General features: G+C 73.1%; 17 protein-coding genes. 11 read left to right on the top strand and 6 right to left on the bottom strand.

What is annotated here, in order from left to right; translation table 11 throughout:
- Nucleotides 1-122: 122 nt before the first annotated feature.
- Nucleotides 123-974, bottom strand: coding sequence for a siderophore-interacting protein (locus ACIRJT_RS10575; RefSeq protein WP_403907124.1), 852 nt, complete (start codon nt 972-974; stop codon nt 123-125).
- A gap of 52 nt (nt 975-1,026) precedes the next feature.
- Nucleotides 1,027-1,935 carry a 5'-3' exonuclease H3TH domain-containing protein gene (locus ACIRJT_RS10570; protein WP_403907509.1) on the bottom strand — a complete coding sequence of 303 codons (909 nt, stop codon included), beginning with the start codon at nt 1,933-1,935 and terminating at the stop codon, nt 1,027-1,029.
- A 260-nt stretch (nt 1,936-2,195) separates the two neighbouring features.
- On the opposite strand from ACIRJT_RS10570, the gene ACIRJT_RS10565 reads away from it, so the two are divergent.
- From ACIRJT_RS10565 to ACIRJT_RS10550, 4 genes are all read left to right on the top strand, one after another.
- Nucleotides 2,196-3,332: a glycine betaine/L-proline ABC transporter ATP-binding protein gene (locus ACIRJT_RS10565; protein ID WP_403907120.1), complete on the top strand. Its 1,137-nt coding sequence runs from the start codon at nt 2,196-2,198 to the stop codon at nt 3,330-3,332.
- Nucleotides 3,325-5,946: an ABC transporter permease/substrate binding protein gene (locus tag ACIRJT_RS10560; protein WP_403907117.1), complete on the top strand. Its 2,622-nt coding sequence runs from the start codon at nt 3,325-3,327 to the stop codon at nt 5,944-5,946. Before ACIRJT_RS10565 ends, ACIRJT_RS10560 begins: the two co-directional genes overlap by 8 nt.
- Before the next feature lie 164 nt (nt 5,947-6,110).
- On the top strand, nt 6,111-6,656 hold the full coding sequence (locus ACIRJT_RS10555) for a helix-turn-helix domain-containing protein (RefSeq protein WP_403907115.1): 546 nt from the start codon (nt 6,111-6,113) through the stop codon (nt 6,654-6,656).
- Between the two features lie 111 nt (nt 6,657-6,767).
- Nucleotides 6,768-7,478, top strand: coding sequence for a helical backbone metal receptor (locus tag ACIRJT_RS10550; protein WP_403907112.1), 711 nt, complete (start codon nt 6,768-6,770; stop codon nt 7,476-7,478).
- Here ACIRJT_RS10550 and ACIRJT_RS10545 read toward each other — a convergent pair.
- Entirely contained in the window at nt 7,417-8,604 is a 1,188-nt protein-coding gene (locus ACIRJT_RS10545; protein WP_403907110.1) for a TDT family transporter, read from the bottom strand. The genes ACIRJT_RS10550 and ACIRJT_RS10545 overlap by 62 nt on opposite strands.
- A gap of 70 nt (nt 8,605-8,674) precedes the next feature.
- Here ACIRJT_RS10545 and ACIRJT_RS10540 point away from each other — a divergent pair, with 70 nt between their 5' ends.
- A complete protein-coding gene (locus ACIRJT_RS10540; protein WP_403907107.1) occupies nt 8,675-9,610 on the top strand; it encodes a LysR family transcriptional regulator in 936 nt (311 codons plus the stop codon).
- Between the two features lie 58 nt (nt 9,611-9,668).
- Entirely contained in the window at nt 9,669-10,631 is a 963-nt protein-coding gene (locus ACIRJT_RS10535) for a DUF2510 domain-containing protein (protein WP_403907104.1), read from the top strand.
- Nucleotides 10,632-10,659: 28 nt separating this feature from the next.
- Here ACIRJT_RS10535 and ACIRJT_RS10530 read toward each other — a convergent pair whose 3' ends face one another.
- Complete coding sequence (locus tag ACIRJT_RS10530; RefSeq protein WP_403907102.1) at nt 10,660-11,862, bottom strand: amino acid deaminase/aldolase; 1,203 nt, start codon at nt 11,860-11,862, stop codon at nt 10,660-10,662.
- A gap of 1,043 nt (nt 11,863-12,905) precedes the next feature.
- Here ACIRJT_RS10530 and ACIRJT_RS10525 point away from each other — a divergent pair.
- Together ACIRJT_RS10525 and mycP are read left to right on the top strand one after the other, a co-directional pair.
- A complete protein-coding gene (locus ACIRJT_RS10525) occupies nt 12,906-13,778 on the top strand; it encodes a hypothetical protein (RefSeq protein ID WP_403907507.1) in 873 nt (290 codons plus the stop codon).
- Entirely contained in the window at nt 13,775-14,956 is a 1,182-nt protein-coding gene (gene mycP / locus ACIRJT_RS10520; RefSeq protein ID WP_403907100.1) for a type VII secretion-associated serine protease mycosin, read from the top strand. The genes ACIRJT_RS10525 and mycP overlap by 4 nt, the downstream gene beginning before the upstream one ends.
- A gap of 61 nt (nt 14,957-15,017) precedes the next feature.
- On the opposite strand, the gene ACIRJT_RS10515 is transcribed toward mycP, so the two are convergent.
- Nucleotides 15,018-15,968 carry a DMT family transporter gene (locus tag ACIRJT_RS10515; RefSeq protein ID WP_403907097.1) on the bottom strand — a complete coding sequence of 317 codons (951 nt, stop codon included), beginning with the start codon at nt 15,966-15,968 and terminating at the stop codon, nt 15,018-15,020.
- Between the two features lie 67 nt (nt 15,969-16,035).
- Between ACIRJT_RS10515 and ACIRJT_RS10510 the strand changes: the two genes are divergently transcribed.
- The 3 genes from ACIRJT_RS10510 to ACIRJT_RS10500 all read left to right on the top strand — a co-directional run bounded on the left by ACIRJT_RS10510 (nt 16,036) and on the right by ACIRJT_RS10500 (nt 18,273).
- Nucleotides 16,036-16,641, top strand: a complete 606-nt coding sequence (locus tag ACIRJT_RS10510) for a TetR/AcrR family transcriptional regulator (protein WP_403907095.1) — start codon at nt 16,036-16,038, stop codon at nt 16,639-16,641.
- An 82-nt stretch (nt 16,642-16,723) separates the two neighbouring features.
- Complete coding sequence (locus ACIRJT_RS10505; protein ID WP_403907092.1) at nt 16,724-17,452, top strand: SseB family protein; 729 nt, start codon at nt 16,724-16,726, stop codon at nt 17,450-17,452.
- Nucleotides 17,453-17,559: 107 nt separating this feature from the next.
- Nucleotides 17,560-18,273: an MIP family channel protein gene (locus ACIRJT_RS10500; protein WP_403907090.1), complete on the top strand. Its 714-nt coding sequence runs from the start codon at nt 17,560-17,562 to the stop codon at nt 18,271-18,273.
- 87 nt (nt 18,274-18,360) lie between these two features.
- On the opposite strand, the gene ACIRJT_RS10495 is transcribed toward ACIRJT_RS10500, so the two are convergent.
- A complete protein-coding gene (locus ACIRJT_RS10495; RefSeq protein WP_010057174.1) occupies nt 18,361-18,723 on the bottom strand; it encodes a DUF1844 domain-containing protein in 363 nt (120 codons plus the stop codon).
- Nucleotides 18,724-18,919: the final 196 nt, after the last annotated feature.

The following is an 18,919-nucleotide window of genomic DNA, read 5'->3' as shown; positions in this document are numbered from 1 at the left end:
CCCCTGCACGTGGACCCCGCCCGCCGCGAGTGCGGTGGACGGGGTCCTGTGGTCCGCTCGGCCGGGCCGCCCGGGTGCGGCCCGCCGGGTGAATCGGGGTGCGGCCGACGTCGGCGCGGTTGCTACGGGGCGGTCGTGCCGCTCTCCTGCTCGCGCTCCACCTGCTCGTTCCATTCGCGCTTGACGGCGCGCCAGGCGTCGTCGTCCTTGCCGAGACGCCAGTAGCCCGAGATCGACAGCCGAGGCAGCGGGATCTGCCGCTCCACGCGCAGATACCGGCGGATCTCCTTCACGAAGCCGGCCTCCCCGTGCACGAAGGCCTGGATCTCGCCCTCCGGGAAGTCCAGCCCCTTCACGGCGGCGGTCAGCAGCTCACCGACGGGCCGGTCGCCGCGGTGCAGCCAGGTCACGGCCACCCCGTCGGGCGTCACGATCTTCTGCTCCTCCGCGGCGTCCGACACCTCTACGAAGGCGTGCACCAGCGCACCCGACGGCATCTGCTCCAGGGCCGCCGCGATCGCCGGCAGCGCGCTCTCGTCGCCGACCAGCAGATGCCAGTCCGCCGACGCCTCGGGGCCGTAGCCGCCGCCGGGGCCGAGGAAGGTCACCTGCTCGCCCACCCGGGCCCGCTGCGCCCAGGGTCCCGCGAGGCCCGCGTCTCCGTGCACGACGAAGTCGACGGCCATCTCGCGGGCGACCGGGTCCCACGAGCGCACCGTGTACGTACGGGTGGTGGGCCACAGCTCGCGCGGGTACCGCTCCCGGATCGCGGCCATGTCGAACGGGTGCGCGTAGTCGGCGCCCTCGGGTGCGAAGCACAGCTTGATGTAGTGGTCGGTGAAGCCGGAGAGGGTGAAGTCAGCAAGTCCTTCGCCGCCGAGGACCACCCGGACCATGTGCGGGGTGATCTGCTCGGTGCGCACGACCTGCGCACCCTGAGCCGTGGGTCCCTGCCGGGCCGGCCGCTCTGCCACGAGGTACTCCCTGGATCGAAAACGTGAGCTTAGGTATGCCTAAGTTAACACCTCAGTGCTGAAGGGAGCTCAGGAGCCGCTGAAGCGCTCCGCCCAGCCCCCACCGCTCCGCCAGCGCGTCCAGGGCGGCAGGGTTGCGCGGCTCGCGGGGCAGCGCCGGGTCGAAGTCGGGCAGGGGGACGTCCCCGGCCACCCGGACCACCTTCGGCGCGACGGCCACATAGGCGCGCGACTCGTCCAGCCGCCTGCGCTGCGACGGGGTCAGCTTCGCCTTCGGGTCGTCGACCGCTGCCATGATCCCGTCCAGATCGCCGTACGCGTCCAGCAGCTTCGCCGCCGTCTTCTCGCCGATACCGGGGACGCCGGGGAGTCCGTCGCTCGGGTCGCCGCGGAGCAGCGCCAGGTCGACGTAGCCCGCGCCGTCCACGCCGTACTTCTCGCGCAGCCAGGCCTCGTCGGTCATCTGGAGGGTGCCGACGCCCTTGAGCGGGTAGAGCACGCGTACCTGGCGGGCGTCGTCGACCAGCTGATACAGATCGCGGTCGCCCGTGACGATGTCCACCGGCCCGGTCGCCCGCCCCGTGAGGGTGCCGATGACGTCGTCCGCCTCGTACGGCGTGACGCCGACCCGGGCGATGCCGAGGGCCGCCAGCACGTCCTCGATGATCGGGACCTGCGGGGACAGCGTGTCGGGGATCTCCTCCTCGTCCGTCTGTCCGGCGGGTGTCTCCTCGGCGACCCGGTGCGCCTTGTACGTCGGGATCAGGTCGACCCGCCACTGCGGGCGCCAGTCGTTGTCCCAGCAGGCGACCAGATCGTCCGGCCGGTGGTCCTGCACCAGGCGGCCGATGAAGTCGAGGAGGCCGCGCACGGCGTTCACCGGCGTACCGTCCGGCGCGCGCACCGAATCGGGCACCCCGAAGTAGGCGCGGAAGTAGAGGGAGGCGGTGTCGAGGAGCATCAGGCGTCGCGTCACAGACCCGATGATGCCCCACCGCTCCCACGGTCGCTCCGGGTAACCGCTTACTGTCGCTCCGTCGCAGGTCAGTGACCTGGGTCACTGTTGTGTTTGGGCTGTGTAAGCGAGGGCAGGCACGCCATCGGAGCGAACCACGTCGCATTTTCAACTAGTGCATGTGCCACGCGGACAGAACCCGCACCGCTCCACGGTCTGCCGGAGGGGGTGGCAGACCGTTTTTCGGTTCAACGCGTGAGGTGTATGTGTCCAGGCTGCAAGCCGAGCACTTGTACAAAGTCTTCGGCAGACGACCCGATGAAGCCGTGCGGAAGCTCGAGAGCGGCTCCGACCGCGACGAGTTGCGCGCCGAGGGAACGACCGCAGCGGTGATCGACGCCTCGTTCACCGTGGAGCCGGGTCAGATCTTCGTCGTCATGGGGTTGTCCGGCTCGGGCAAGTCCACCCTGCTGCGGATGCTCAACGGTCTGCTCGACCCGACCGCGGGCCGGGTGCTCTTCGATGGTCAGGACCTGACCGCCCTGAGCCCCCGCGAGCTGCGGAACGTCCGCTCCACCAAGATCAGCATGGTGTTCCAGCACTTCGCGCTCTTCCCCCACCGGAGCGTCCTGGAGAACGCCGCGTACGGCCTGGAGGTCCAGGGCGTGTCGCGCGAGGAGCGCGAGGTGCGCGCCACCGAGGCGCTGCGGCTGACCGGTCTCGAAGGCTGGGAGAAGTCCTGGCCCGACGAGCTGTCCGGCGGTATGCAGCAGCGCGTGGGCCTCGCCCGCGCGCTGGCCACCGACGCCGACCTGCTGCTCATGGACGAGTCCTTCAGCGCGCTCGACCCGCTGATCCGCCGTGACATGCAGGACCAGCTGCTGGAGCTCCAGAAGCGCCTGAAGAAGACCATCGTCTTCATCACCCACGACCTCAACGAGGCCATGCGCCTGGGCGACCGGATCGCCGTCATGCGCGACGGGGAGATCGTCCAGCTCGGCACCGCCGAGGACATCCTCGTCACCCCGGCCAACGACTACGTCGCCTCCTTCACCCAGGACGTGGACCGCTCCCGGGTGCTCACCGCGGGCGCGATCATGGCCGAGGCGCACACCGTGATGGGCACCAAGGCGGCGGACGGCAAGGAACTGCGCACCCCGCAGGACGTGCTGGCCGCGGCCCCCGCCACGGTCCCGGAGTCCACGCCGATCATCGACCTGTTCACGCCCTGCTCGCAGAGCTCGAACCCGGTCGCCGTGACCGACGCCGAGGGCAAGCTCGTCGGCGTCGTCCCCAGCGCCCGGCTGCTCGCCGTCCTCGGCGAGCCGATGACCCCGGCCGAGGCCCCCCGCGACACCGAACCCGCGGCAGCGGACGGCGTGAAGAAGGTGGCCAGTGTTTAGGCTCCCCCTCGGCGAATGGGTCGACTCCGCGGTCGACTGGCTGCAGACCCACCTCGCCTGGCTCTTCGACGCCATCAGCTCCCTCGTCAGCGGCATGTTCGACGGCATAGCCGCCGTCCTGTCCGCCCCCGCGCCGCTGCTCTTCGCGGGCATCGTCGCCGTCATCGCCTGGTGGCTGCGCGGTCTGCCCGCGGCGCTGCTCACCTTCGTCGGGTTCGCCCTCATCGACTCCGTCGAACTGTGGGACGAAGCGATGGACACCCTCACCCTGGTGCTCGTCGCGACGCTCGTCACCCTGGTGATCGCCGTGCCCCTGGGCATCTGGGCCTCCCGGTCCAGGACGGTCAGCGCGATCACCCGGCCGGTCCTGGACTTCATGCAGACCATGCCCGCCATGGTCTACCTGATCCCCGGCGTCATCTTCTTCGGCGTCGGCGTGGTCCCCGGCATCATCGCCACCATCATCTTCGCGCTGCCCCCGGGCGTCCGGATGACCGAGCTCGGCATCCGCCAGGTCGACGGCGAACTCGTCGAGGCGGCCGAGGCCTTCGGCACCACCTCGCGCAACACCCTGCTGCGCGTCCAGCTGCCGCTCGCCCTGCCCACGATCATGGCCGGAATCAACCAGGTCATCATGCTCGGCCTCTCCATGGTGGTCATCGCGGGCATGGTCGGCGGCGGCGGCCTCGGCGGCTCCGTCTACCGCGCCATCGGCAACGTCGACGTCGGCCTCGGCTTCGAGGCGGGCATCTCCATCGTCATCCTCGCCATGTACCTGGACCGGATGACCGGCGCGCTCGGCACCGAGGTCTCCCCGCTGGGCCGCCGCGCGGTCGCCAAGGCCCAGGCCATGGCCGAGGGCTGGAAGATCTGGACCTACCGCCCGCAGCCCCGTATCGCGGCCGTCGGCATCGTCGTCCTCGCGCTCGTCGCGGGCAGCATGAGCGTCTTCGGCGGCTCCAAGGACGACACCGCCGGCAAGACCGCGCGGATCGGCGACGGCAAGAAGGTCAGCATCGGCTACATCCCGTGGGACGAGGGCATCGCCTCCACGTTCCTCTGGAAGGAGATGCTGGAGCAGCGCGGCTTCGAGGTCGACGTCAAGCAGTACGAGGCCGGCGCGCTGTACACCGGCATGGCCAACGGGCAGATCGACTTCCAGACCGATTCCTGGCTGCCGGTCACCCACGCCAGCTACTGGGCGAAGTACAAGGACCGCCTGGAGGACCTCGGCGCGTGGTATGCCCCGACCTCGCTGGAGCTCGCCGTCCCCGCGTACATGAAGGGCGTCCGGACGATGGACGACCTCAAGGGCCGGGCCTCCGAGTTCAAGGGCCGGATCGTCGGCATCGAACCGAGCGCCGGTGAGATGGGCCTGCTCAAGGACAAGCTGCTGCCGGGCTACGGCCTGGACAAGGAGTACAAGCTCATCGACGGCTCCACGCCGTCCATGCTGGCCGAGCTGAAGCGCGCGTACGCCAAGAAGGAGCCGATCGTGGTTCCGCTCTGGTCGCCGCACTGGGCGTACAACGAGTACGACCTCACCAAGCTGAAGGACCCCAAGGGCCTCTGGGGCAAGGGTGACGGCGTCCACAGTCTGGCGCGCAAGGGCTTCTCCGCCGAGAACCCGGTGGTCAGCAAGTGGATCAAGGACTTCAAGATGAGCGAGACGCAGCTCACCAGCCTTGAGGCCCAGATCCAGAAGTCCGGCTCCGGCAAGGAGCAGGACGCCGTCCGCACCTGGCTGGAGGACAACCCGGGCGTCGCCGACAAGTGGACCCCGGTCCCGAAGGACGCCAAGGCCGACGGCGGCAAGGACGAGCGTGACCGTGCCGTCGAGGTCGCCTGGTTCCCCTGGGAGGAGGACATCGCCGCCACGTACCTGTGGAAGGCGGTCCTGGAGGAGCGCGGCTACAAGATCAACCTCAAGCAGTTCGAGGTCGGCCCGATGTACGCCGCGATGTCACGCGGCCAGATCGACGTGCAGTTCGACGGCTGGCTGCCGTACACCCAGAAGAACTACTGGGACAAGTACGGCGACAAGCTGACCGACATCGGCTCCTGGTACGGGCCGACCTCCATCGAGGTGGCCGTCCCCGACTACGTCAAGGACGTCAAGACCCTCGACGACCTCAAGGGCAAGGGCTCCGACTTCAAGGGCCGGATCGTCGGCATCGAGCCCGGCACCGCCACCATGGAGAACCTCAAGAAGAACGTCCTGCCGAGTTACGGCCTGGACAAGGAGTACGAGGTCCTCGACTCCTCCACGCCCGGCATGCTGGCCGAGCTGAAGCGCGCGTACGCCAAGAAGGAGCCCATCGCGGTCCTGCTGTGGACCCCGCACTGGGCGTACAACGAGTACGGCATGACCAAGCTGAAGGACCCGAAGAAGGCGTTCGGTGAGGGCGACCGCCTGCACACCATCGCCTCCAAGGAGTTCCCGAAGCAGTACCCGCAGCTGACGAAGTGGTTCAAGGACTTCAAGCTCACCGAGAAGCAGCTCGCCGGCCTGGAGAACGAGATCCAGAAGCGCGGCGTGGGCCACGAGGAGGAAGCCGTGAAGGCCTGGATGGACGACAACCCGGGCATCGCGGACACCATGGCGCCCCAGTAGGGGCCCACGGGCACGAAAGCAGCAGGTCGAAAGGGGTGGCCCCCGCCTTCGGGCGGGGGCCACCCCTTCCGGCTGCCCGGGGTCGTTTACCGGACGTCGTGCGCAACCATGTGCGTAAGGTGCTGGCAACCGGGAGGATGGCGGAGGCGGGAGGGAGCCGGGACATGGACGACAAGGACACACCACGGGTGGGCGCCGCCGTCCGCCGACGGCGCAGAACCCTGGGACTCACGCTGGCCGCGGTCGCCTCGCGCAGCGGCCTCTCCGTGCCCTTCCTCAGCCAGATCGAGAACGAGCGCGCCCGCCCCAGCGCCCGTTCCCTCGACCGGGTCGCCGAAGCGCTGGAGACCACCACCGGGCGTCTGCGGGCCGCCGCCGACTCCGCGCGCGCCGTCGACGTCGTCCGGGCCGAGGAGGGCGAGGGCGTACGCCGCCTGGTGCGCGGCCGGCATCAGCTCAGCGCCCTGGAGTTCACCGGCGAACCGGACCTCGGCCGCGAGTTCCAGCACCGCAACGACGAACTGATGTACGTCGTCGAGGGCGCCGTCGACGTCGAGGCCGAGGGCCAGGTCCACCGCCTGGAGCGCGGCGACACCCTGTTCCTCTCCGGCGGGGTCCGCCACCGCTGGCGCGCCACCGTGCCCGCCACCCGGCTCCTGGTCGTCGCGGTGGCCGAACACATCGACGCCACGTTCGACTCGCGCCGCTGACCCGTACGAGTTCGCCCGGTGCGGTGCCGAGTCCGTACGGGGCGTGTCCGTACGGGTCGAGTCCGTACGGGGGCGCTGTCGACTCTCCCTCCACCCGTGAAAGGCCCGTCCGTGCGCGTCGTCTCCCTGGTCCCCTCGCTCACCGAGGCCGTCGCCCACACCGCACCCGGGCTGCTCGTCGGGGTCACCGACTGGTGCACGCACCCCGCGGATCTCAGCGCCGCCCGCATCGGCGGCACGAAGAACCCGGACGTGGCCGCGATCGCCGCCCTCGCCCCCGATCTCGTGATCGCCAACGAGGAGGAGAACCGGGCCCCCGACCTCGCAGCGCTCCGGGCGGCCGGGCTCGACGTCCTGGTCACCGAGGTCCGCACCCTGGACCAGGCCCTCGCCGAACTGCACCGCGTCCTCGTCGACGGCTGCGGGCTCGCCCGGCCCCGCTGGCTGGACGAGGCGGGGGCCGCCTGGGCGGCCCTGCCCGCTCCCTCCGGGAGCCCCCGCCTCGCCGTCGTACCGATCTGGCGCAGGCCCTGGATGGTGCTCGCCCATGACACCTTCGCCGGCGACCTCCTCGCCCGCCTCGGCGTCCGCAACGTGTACGCCGACCACCCCGAGCGCTACCCGCGCGTCCCGCTCGACGAGCTGAACGCCTCCGGGGCCGAGCTGGTCGTGCTGCCCGACGAGCCCTACCGCTTCACCGCGGACGACGGGCCCGAGGCGTTCCCCGCCCTGCCCGCCGCACTCGTCGACGGGCGGCTGCTCACGTGGTACGGGCCGTCGCTGGCCGAGGCGGCACGGGCGCTGCCGTCAGCGCTCCGTTGAGCACCCCGAGCGCCGTCCGCGTCCCGGCCGCCGCCCAGGCCGCCACCAGGGCCACGTACAGCGCCACCGCCAGCCAGGTCAGCGCGTCGAGACCGGTGTGCCCCGCCAGACCCGCCGCGCCCGTCACACACGTGCCGACGGGGAAGGTGAACGCCCACCACGTCATCGCGAAGCCCATCCCGTTCCGGGCGGCCCGCACCACCATCGCGGTCGCCAGGGCCAGCCACAGCAGCGCGAAGCCCATCACCGGCACCCCGTACAGCACGGCGAACGCGCCGAACGCGGAGGCGTAGGGAGCGCCGACCGCGCCCGGGGCGACGTCGGCCAGCTGGTTGACGGCGGTCGTCGACTGCCCGAGCGGCCCCAGGACCAGAAAGAGCGTCGGGGTAAGCGCCAGCGGCAGCGGGCCCTGGTGGACCAGCCGGGAGAAGACCAGCGGCAGCACCACCAGCGTGGCCAGCAGCGACAGGCCGAACATCGCGTAGCAGGCCAGCAGCAGCGCCTCGCGGCCCTGCCCGGCCGAGACGTGCGGCACCAGCAGCGCGCCCTGCGAGGCCGACACCATCGGGGCGACCAGCGGCAGCAGCCAGACCGGAGACGCGGTCCCGGGCGCGGGACGGTGGCGCACGACCATCAGATACGGCACCACGACCGCGGCCACCAGACCGATCGCCGTACCCGCCACGAACAGCACCACGTCCACCGCGAGCGCCGCCCGCGCGCCCACCACGTCCTGGCCCACCGTCAGCGTGGCCCCGCCCACCGCCATCAGCGCCATCGACAGACAGCCGTAGAACGGGGCGACGGCCGGGTCCAGCAGATGGGTGCGGGCCTGGTCGCGGTGGCAGAGCCAGTGCCCGGTACGGGCGGCGAGGACGGCCAGCAGCAGTACGGCCGACAGCGCCCACACCACGGTGCACGCGGCGCGCAGCCCGGGAACGTCCACCGGAAGCATCGCGCCGGCGCTCGCGACGATCGCGGTGCCCATGACGCTCGCGTACCAGTTGGGGCCGATGTGCCGCAGGAACGGCAGCCGCGTCCCGTCGCCGGGCGCCTCCGCCGGGCCGGTCGAAAGCGCGGCGGGGGGCGACGGTACAACGGTCCGGGTCACCGGAAAGATGGTCATGCCACGATTCTTCGCGGCCGGGCCCCCGCCCACCAGGGACCTCGTTGCTATGAGGTCATAAGCTGGCTTTATGACCGGCGACGACGCACACGCACCCCACGTTTCCCTCTCCCACCGGGTCCCCGACCTCGGGGCGCTGGAACTGCTCCTCGCCGTCGCCCGGCACGGCAGCCTCGGGCGGGCCGCCCGGGACGTCGGCATCACCCAGCCCGCCGCCTCCAGCCGCGTCCGGTCCATGGAGCGCCGGCTCGGCGTCGCCCTCCTGGACCGCTCCCCGCGCGGCTCCCGGCTCACCGACGCGGGCGCGCTGGTCACCGACTGGGCGCGCCGGGTCGTCGAGGCGGCGGAGGCCTTCGACGCCGGCGCCCAGGCGCTGCGCGACCGCCGCGACTCCCGGCTGCGGGTCGCCGCCAGCATGACGATCGCCGAATACCTGCTGCCGGGCTGGCTGATCGCCCTGCGCGGCGAGCGGCCGGACACCGCGGTCTCGCTCCTCGTCGGCAACTCCGCGGCCGTCGCCCGCCGCCTGGTCACCGGCGAGGCCGACCTCGGCTTCGTCGAGGGCCTGTCGATACCGGAGGGCCTCGACGGCACCGTCATCGCCCACGACCGCCTCGTCGTCGTGGTCGCCCCGAGCCACCCCTGGGCCCGCCGCCGCACCCCGCTGCTGCCCGGCGAGCTCGCCGTCACCCCGCTGATCCTGCGCGAACACGGTTCCGGCACCCGCCAGGTCCTGGACGCCGCGCTCGCCGTGCACGGCGGGCTGGCCCAGCCGCTGCTGGAACTCTCCTCCACCACGGCGGTCAAGGGCGCGGCGGAGAGCGGCGCGGGCCCCTGCGTCCTGAGTGAACTCGCCCTCGGCGAGGAGCTGTCGTCCCGCCGCCTCGTCAAGGTCCCCATCGCGGGTGTACGGCTGCGCCGCCAACTGCGCGCGGTCTGGCCCGCGGGCCACCGCCCCACCGGCCCCGCCCGCGATCTGCTGTCCCTGACCGGCCGCGACACCTGACCCGGCGAACCCGTCGAACCCCGGCCGCCGTGTCGGAGCCGGACCCTAGAGTGAGGGCATGAGCTACGCGACGCCGCCCGGCTGGTATCCGGACACGGGCGCATCCGGCCTTGAGCGCTGGTGGGACGGCACGGCCTGGACCGGGTACACCCGCACGCCCGCCGCCGCCCACGCGGCACCGGAACAGCCGCCCGCACCCGCGGGGTTCGGCCCGCCGTCGCCTCCGCTCCCGCACCGGCGCGGTCCGATCGACGGATCCGGCGGCGGCAGCCGGACGAAGGTCCTGGCGATCACGCTCTCCGGGGTGCTGGTCCTGGGCGCGGCCGTAGCCGGGTCCGTGCTGCTGGGCCGCGACGAGGGCGGTACGCCCGCTGCCCCGACGGCGACCACCTCGTCCGCGGCCCCCGTCACCGCCCCCACGGCCACCGCCTCCTCCGCCGACCCCGACCCGGACGAGGACCCCACTGTCCTCGTCGACCAGCTCAACGGGGTCACCCTGCCGGTGCCCAAGGGCTGGGAGAAGCCGGAGAACACCTCCGACGACGCCGCCACCATCCGCACCGAGCAGTCCTACGACTGCCCCGGAGGCGCGGCGTTCTGCTACCACGGCACGGTCACCACCCGCACAGCCCGGGGCGGCGAGACCGATGTCCGAGCCCTGGCCGAGGCCGACATCGTCACCGCGGCCGACAAGGCCTACGAGGAGGACGGCCTCGGCCGGCGCACCCACGGCGGCATCACGTCCCACAGGGTGCTCAGGGCCCAGGAACTGACCGTCGCCGGCCGCACCGGCTACCTGGTGCGCTGGCAGGTCACCACCGGCAAGGGGCCCGGCGGATACGTGCAGTCCCTCGCCTTCCCCTCCTCGGTGGGCGCCGGGACACCGGTGATCGTCAGGTTCGCCTTCGACGTCGGGGTCTCCGGCCTGCCGCTGTCCCTGATGGACACGATCACCCGGGGCATCCGCCCGCTCGGCGACAGCGCGACGAGCGCCGGCGTGGGCGCGTCCATCGGCCCCTGAAGCCCGGATCGCCCACGGGCCCCAGGTGTCAGAGGAAGGTCCGGCCCTCGCCCCGGTAGGTCGGAACGCTCGCCGTGACCCGGTCGCCCTCGATCAGGTGCAGCGCGTCGAAGCGCTCGCACAGCTCCCCGGCCTTGGCGTGCCGGAACCAGACCTTGTCGCCGATCAGCAGGTCGTCGGCGGGGGAGCCCAGCAGCGGCGTCTGCACCTCGCCCGCGCCCTCCTGCGCGTCGTAGCGCAGCCCCTCCGGCAGATACGGCACCGGCGAGCGGTCGGCGCCGGCCGCGCCGGACGCGGGATAGCCGCCCCCGAGCACCGTCACCACGCCCACGCCGGGCCGCCGCACCACGGGCTGCGCGAACAGGGCCGCGGGCCGGCCGGTGAACGACGTGTAGTTGTCGAACAGCCGGGGCACGTACAGCCCCGAACCGGCCGCGATCTCCGTGACCGCGTCCTCGGCCGCCGTGTGCTGCACACTGCCGGTCCCGCCGCCGTTGACGAACTCCAGCTCCGGCGCGACCGCGCGGACCGCCCGCACCACCTCGGCCCGGCGGACCGCCAGCTCCTTGCGGGCGGCCGACTGCATCAGCCGGATCGCCCGGGACCGCAGCGGCCGCCCCGCCAGCGCGTCGCCGACCCCGGCGACATGCCCCTCGTACGCCATCAGCCCCACCAGTCGGAAGCCCGGCCTGCGGGCCACCGAGCGGGCCAGCTCGGCGAGCTGCGCGGGGGAGCGCAGAGGCGAGCGCAGCGCCCCGATCCGGACCCGGCCGCCCAGCATCCGCAGCGAGGTGTCCAGCTCCAGGCAGACCCGGATCTCCTCCCGGCCGCCGGCCCTGGAGGCGTCGATCAGCTCCAGCTGGGCGTGGTCGTCGACCATCACGGTCACGGCTGCGGCCAGTTTCGGATCGGCGGCCAGCTCGGCGAACGCGGACCGGTCGGCCGACGGGTAGGCCAGCAGGACGTCGTCGAATCCGGCCCGCGCCAGCCACAGCGACTCCGCCAGCGTGTACGACATGATCCCGGCGAACCCGGGACGCGTGAGCACCCGCTCCAGCAGGGCCCGGCACCGCACCGACTTGCTCGCCACCCGGACCGGCTTCCCGGCCGCCCGCCGCACCAGATCGTCGGCGTTGGCGTCGAACGCCTCAAGATCGACGATCGCGATCGGGGCGTCGAGATGGGCGGTGGCCCGGTTGTAGCGGGTCCGGTCAGCGGCGCGGGCAGTCATGGCCGCAGCTTGCCAGAGAGCCGCTACGGCTGGGTAGGGGGACGATCAGGACAGATCGTCCGCCGATCGTCTGCCGACCGGGGCGTCCCGTTCCCCGCCGCCCTCCCGCAGCCCGTAGAGTGACGTGCACGCGAGCACCAACGGGCCTGTCAGCGGCGGTGATCCGTGGTCGGTACGAGGACGTGTATGCGGGGGGCCGGATGAGTACCGAAGCGCAGCGCGCCCCTGTGCCGCCCCGCCCGACCACCCCTCCCGCGGCGTCCGCCCCCACACCCTCGGCACCCGCTTCCGCGACCCCGCAGACTCCGCGGACCCCACGGACCGCACCGCCTCAGCAGGTTCGTCCGGAGGCCACTGCGCAGGATGCTCCGGAGGCCCCGGCCCGCCCGTCCGCACCGGTCCCGCAGGGAGCGTCCGCAGCCCCGGCCCCGGCTCCGGCCCAGCAGGCCTCTGCGCCGCACCTGTCCGCACCGGCCCCGCCGGTACCACCGGCTGCACAGGTACCACCGGCTGCACCGGTTCCGTTGGACCCGAAGGCCCCGCCGACCCGCTTTACTCTGGCGGCCAACGCCGCCCCGCAGGCCCGTCCGGCTGCACCGGTCCCGCAGGCCCGTCCGGGAGCCGCAGCCCGGGCGGCGGCTTCCGCCCCTCAGGCCGCCCCGGCAACTTCCCCCCGTCCGGCCGCCGCAGCCTCGCAAGCCACACCGGCCGCTTCCGCTCCGGCCCCGCAGGCAGCACCAGCGGGCCCCTCGGCCCGACCGGGAGCTTCTGCCCCGCCATCAACTCACGTCCAGCAGGCCGCACCGGCCCCGTCGGCCCCGTCGGCCCCGCAGGCCCCTCCTGTCCCGCAGGCCCCTCCTGTCCCACAGGCCCAGCCGCCCGCGCCTGCCAGGACGTACGCGCCCGCGCCTGCCTCCACGAGGCCCGGGCACCCGGCCCCGCCCTCCGCGGGTTCCGCGAGCCCTTCGCTTCACGCTCCGCGTCCCGCACCGCCCGCCGGCCCGCCGCCCGTCACCCGGCGCAGACCCGTCGGAGCCGTCGACCTGACGCCCGCGCCGGGAGCCGTTCCGCCACCCCCCGGCGGCTACCGGACGCCGGTCCGCTACGGCGGCTTCCCGGAGACACCGGCCGAGACCACGACCCGGCTGCGGCCGGTCCGGCCCCGGCAGCGGTGGCGTACCGCGACCGCCGCCGCCTGTGTCGTGCTCGGCCTCGGGCTGATCGGCGGGGCGGTCACCGGGGCATGGCTGACCGGCGACTCCTCGGCCGAGACCACCGGGAACCCCTACACCGCCGCACGCGGCGCCTGGCACAGCGTCCCCGTCGACACCCTGTTCCCACGCACCCTCCAGGGCAAGGGCGCGGGCCCCGGTGGCACCCACCGCACCTGGACGCGGATCGCCGTCGCCGCCGACGGCACCTGCAAGGACGGGCTCGACCCGCTGCTCCTGACCACGCTCCGGTCCGTCGGCTGCGAACGGCTGGTGCGCGCCACCTACACCGACGCGACCCGCTCCGCCGTCACCACCGTCGGCCTGGTCTTCACCGAGGCCGACGCCCCGAGCATGCAGGCACTGCGCGCCCGGTTCACCGAGCAGAAGCTCGGCGCGCGCAAGGACCTCATGCCCCGTACGTACGCTCCCGAGGGCACGCCCGCGGCTTCCTTCGGCGACCGGCAGCGCGCCAGCTGGACGGTCAACCCGCTCACCGAGATCCCGGTCGTCGTCCTCGCCGTCTCCGGCTTCGCGGACGGGCGCACCGTCGCCGACCCGCAGCCCGCGCCCGACGCCATGGCCTCGGGCGCCACGACGGACATCGCCCAGGCCGGGCTCGGCCACGAGGCGAAGGGCATCGCGGACCGGGTGGAGCGCGGGCTGCGCACGCACGTCGCCGAACTCACGGAGCAGCCCGGATGACCCGACGACCCCACCGCGTCCTCGCCGCGGTCTGCGCGGCCGCCGTCCTCGCGCTCACCTCCGCCGCGCCCGCCCACGCGGACGCCATCCGCGACCAGCAGTGGGCGCTGGACGCCCTGCACACGGACCGGGCCTGGGAGACCACCCGGGGCCGGGGCGTCACCGTCGCCGTCCTGGACACCGGGGTCGACGACGCCCACCCCGACCTGACGGGCCAGGTGCTCCCCGGAAAGGACCTCGTCGGCTTCGGCGCCACCCGCGGCGACTCCTCCTGGGCCCTGCACGGCACCGCGATGGCCGGCATCATCGCCGGACGCGGCAACGGCCCAGGCCGCTCCGACGGCGTCCTCGGCATAGCTCCCGAGGCCCGGATCCTGCCGGTCCGAGTCATTCTGGAGTCCAAGGACACCGCCCGGGCCAAGGCCCGCAAGTCCCGCGGGGCCGCCCTCGCCGACGGCATCCGCTGGGCCGCGGACAACGGCGCCGACGTCATCAACCTCTCCCTGGGCGACGACAGCAAGTCCGCCCACCCCGACCCCGGCGAGGACGCGGCCATCCAGTACGCCCTGTCCAAGGGCGTCCCCGTCGTCGCGTCGGCGGGCAACGGCGGCGAGAAGGGGGACCGGATCTCCTACCCCGCCGCCTATCCGGGGGTGATCGCGGTCGCCGCGGTCGACGAGTACGGTACGCACGCCTCGTTCTCCACCCGCCGCTGGTATGCCACGGTCAGCGCTCCCGGCGTCGACATCGTGGTCGCCAACCCGGACGGGCACTACTACATCGAGTGGGGCACCTCGGCCGCCGCCGCGTTCGTCTCCGGCGCGGTCGCTCTGGTCCGTTCCGCCCACCCCGGCCTCGACCCGGCCCAGATCAAGAAGCTCCTCGCCGACACCGCCCGCGACGCCCCCGCCCAGGGCCGCGACGACGCCCGCGGCTACGGGATCGTCGACCCGGCGGAGGCCATCGAGGCGGGTTCCCGACTGCGTCCGGCCGACCTGGACGCCAAGGCCGCCCCGGCGGGACACCGGGGGCGTTACTTCGGCGACGGCCCGGCCCCGGCCCGCACCGCCGACGCGACGGCCAACTGGGCCGCCCCGCTCGCCGGCGGCCTCGGCGCGGCGCTGCTGGCCGCGGCCGTCGTCCTGTGGCGCGGCCGGAACGCCCCCGGCCGCCGCTGAGCGCACCGCGCCCGGACCGGCCCGTGCCGCTTCACCGATTCGCCCGGGACCGGCCCGCGCCTCACCGGGGCGCCCCGGACACCGCGTCCGACCGGTCGCGCGCGGCCTGACCGCGAGCCCGATCACCGGTGTGCCCGTCGGCGCGCGGGGCGGCCCCGCGGTGCACCACGACCACCGCCACCAGCCCCAGCGCCAGGCCGAGCGCGGTCCGGGGGCCGAACGGCTCCCCGAACATCAGGGCTCCCCAGACCGCCGTGACGGGGGCCATCAGGAACATGAGCGTGTTGACCGCCGTGACGCCCGAACGCCTCAGGATCAGCCAGTACAGCCCGTACCCGCCGAAGGTGGACAGCACCACCAGCCAGCCGACCGCGCCCCAGAACGCGAGCTCGGCGGGCGGCAGCGCGGTTCCCGTGCCGACGGCGAGCGCGGTGAAGACCACGGTGCTGGCGGCGCAGTGGACGGTCAGCGACACCGAAGGGGCCACCCGGATGGCGGAACGGCTCTCCAGGAAGGTGGCCGCCACCAGCGACAGCATGCCGACGAACGGCAGGGCGTAGGCCCACCCGGCCACCCCGGCGGCGGCCGAGGCGTCGGCCGTCGTGACCACGACGACCCCGGCCACCCCCAGACACAGACCGAGCCACTGCCGGGCTGTCACGTGGCTGCGCAGCAGCGGTCCGGCCAGCGCCCCCGCCACCAGGGGCTGGACCCCGTCGATCAGGGCCGTGGTGCCCGTGGATACCCCGAGCTGGATCGCGTAATAGACGGTCAGCAGATAGCCGCTCTGCGACAACACGCCGATCACGGCCTGCCGGACCACGTCCCGTACGCCCAGGCCCCGCCAGGAGGCGCGCGCGACGGTCACCGCGACCACGGCCAGGACGACCGTCAGCGGCAGGAACCGCCACATCAGGATCGTGAGGGCGGACGCGCCGCCGGCCCCGAGCTTGGCCCCGATGAACCCGGAACTCCAGCACAGCACGAAGGCGACCGGGAGAAGGACGTTCATGGCGCACCTCGCTATACAGATCTGTATACCTACCCTCTCGACTATACAGATCGGTATACTCGATGCCATGGGTACTTCCGAGGAGCTGCGACGGATCACGATGACGCCTGCCGCGCGACGGGCCCTGGCGGCCGCCGGGCGGCTCTTCTACGACCGGGGCATCCACGCCGTCGGGGTGGACCTGATCGCCGCCGAGGCCGGGGTGACCAAGAAGACCCTCTACGACCGCTTCGGCTCCAAGGAGCAGGTCGTCGTGGAGTACCTGGCCGACCGGGACGAACGCTGGCGCGCCTTTCTCGCCGAGCGTCTGGACGCCGCACCCCCCGTGCCGCGCGCCCGGATCCTGACCGTCTTCGACGCCTCGCGCGACTGGATGTCGGACCACGGTTCCAAGGGATGCAGCATGGTCAACGCCCACGCGGAGATCAGCGACCCGTCCCACCCGGCGCACGCGGTCATCACCGGCCAGAAGCAGTGGATGCTGGACCTGTTCACCCGGCTCGCCCGGGACGTCGAGGGCCCCGGCCCCGACGCCGCCGACCGGCTGGGGCGGACGCTCATGCTGCTGCACGAAGGGGCCCTGGTCGCGCACGGCCTGAAGGTCTTCCCCGACCCCGTCGCCCACGCCCGTGAGGAGGCCGACGCCCTGCTGGCCGGGGCGACCGGAAGCTGAGACCCGGCCCCCGTCGTCCCGCCGCTCGCCCGCAGTCCCACCTGCGGGCGAGCGGCGGGACCCCAGGCACTACCCTCGTCCCGTGGAGCTCAAGAACATCCCGGACCCCGGTTTCTCCGACGACGACGGCTCGGCGTCCCCCGCCCTGACCCGTGCCCTGGACGCCTGGTCCCGCGACCGCGGTGCCGTCGGCCCGGTCCTCACGGCCCTGCGCGACGCCCGGCTCCTGGTTCCCGTCGTCGCCGTACTCGGCGAGGTCGAGGAGGGCGAGGACGGGCTCCGGCGCGAGAAGACCAGCGACATGGCCGTGCCCACCCTCCGGGCCGGCGACCGGCGCGCGCTCCCCGCCTTCACCTCGACCGCGTCGCTGGCGCTCTGGGACCCGCAAGCGCGCCCCGTCGCCGTGCCACTGCACCAGGCCCTCCGGGCCGCCGCCCACGAGAAGGCGGACACCGTCGTGCTGGACCTCGCCGGGCCCGTCGCCTTCGAGCTGAGCGGGCAGGCGCTCCTGGCCCTCGCCGAGAACCGCACCAGCACCGACCCGCTCCAGGACCCCGCCGTCATCGAGGCCGTACGGGAGACCGTGGCGGCCGATCCCGCCGTGGTCCGGGCCCACCTCGGGCCCGGCAGCGCGGACGGCACCCTCGCGCTCGTCCTCGCCCCGGACGCCGTGCCCGCCGAGGCGGCCCGGCGCATCGCCCGCGCGCTGTCGGCCAGCGAGGTACTGCGGGCCCGGCTGGTGAGCGGCCTGGATCTGGCCGTTCTCCCGGCCGGCACGGCCACGCCGGGGGAGCCCCTCTTCGCCCGCTGACGCCGCGGGTTGATTCCGGGCCGACGCGCGCCAAGCGCCCACCGCCGTGAGAATTGTCGGGATTGCGGAGAAATCCGACCGACCGATCAAGCGCGCGAGGTGGTTCCATGCAGAAGCGGATCGTGGCGTCCGAGTTCCTCGGCACCCTGTTGCTGGTGTTCTTCGCCGTGGGGTCCGCGGTGGTCGCCGTCGAGTACCTCGGCACGGTGGGCATCGCCCTCACCTTCGGTTTCACCCTCCTCGCGCTGGCCTACGCGCTGGGTCCGATCTCCGGCTGCCATGTCAATCCCGCGGTGACGCTGGGCATGTATCTGGCGGGCCGGATCGACATCCGTACGGCCGTCGAACGCTGGGTGGCCCAGTTCCTCGGCGCGATCGTCGGCTCTGCCCTGCTGTTCCTGCTGGCGAAGCAGATCCCGGGCCTGGAGACCAGCGGCGAGTTCGGCACCAACGGCTACGACGACCGGTCGGCCGTCGGCATCAACATCGGCGGCGCGTTCCTCGCCGAGGTGGTCCTGACGTTCCTGCTCGTCTATGTGGTCCTCGCGGTCACCCACAAGGTGGCGGTCACCGGTTTCGACGGGCTGCCCATCGGCCTGGCGCTCGCCGCGATCCACCTGGTGGGCATCCCGCTGACCGGCACGTCGGTCAACCCCGCGCGCAGCTTCGGTCCAGCGCTCTTCGCGGGCGGCGCGGCCCTCTCCCAGCTCTGGCTGTTCATCGTCGCGCCGCTGGTCGGCGGAGCGATCGCCGCCTACGCCCACCGGCTCACCCACCCCTACCCCAACGTCATGCCCGCGGAGACCGAGGACGCCATCTGAGGAACCGCTCCGGCCGGCCGCACACGCGGAAGCCCGCCGCCCCACGGGGGGACGGCGGGCTTCCTGGCGTACGGGAAGGGGCGGCGGCTAGCCGTAGACGGGGCCGGTGTACTTCTCGCCCGGGCCGTGGCCGGGCTCGTCCGGCACCAGCGAGGCCTCGCGGAAGGCGAGCTGGAGGGACTTCAGGCCGTCGCGCAGCGGCGAGGCGTGGAAGGTGCTGATCTCGGTGGCGCTCGCGTCCAGCAGTCCGGCCAGTGCCTGGACCAGCTTGCGGGCCTCGTCGAGGTCCTTGTGCTGCTCGCCCTCCTCCGTGAGGCCGAGCTTCACGGCGGCTGCGCTCATCAGGTTGACGGCGACCGTCACGATCACCTCGACCGCGGGGACCTCCGCGATGTCGCGGGCCATGTCGTCGAAGCCGGGGTTCTCACTGCTGGGGGTCGCGTCACTCATGCCCACACGATAAGGCCAGGCCACCGCCCTCCCGCGCGCGGGAGCCGCTTCGAGGCCGCCGGTGGAGAGCTGGGGCGATCGTGGTGCCATGCCGGGGCGATGCCGGGGGAGGCGCAGGATTAGCGCACCCGGGGCCGGGCTGCTAACCTTGTGTAACGACCGGCCGGACATCTATGTGCCCGGCCCACAAGTGGAG

Source organism: Streptomyces sp. NPDC102283 (genome assembly GCF_044766265.1).
Taxonomy (GTDB): domain Bacteria; phylum Actinomycetota; class Actinomycetes; order Streptomycetales; family Streptomycetaceae; genus Streptomyces.
The sequence above is the reverse complement of the archived record's forward strand: the minus strand, read 5'-3'. Positions and strand labels throughout refer to the sequence as shown.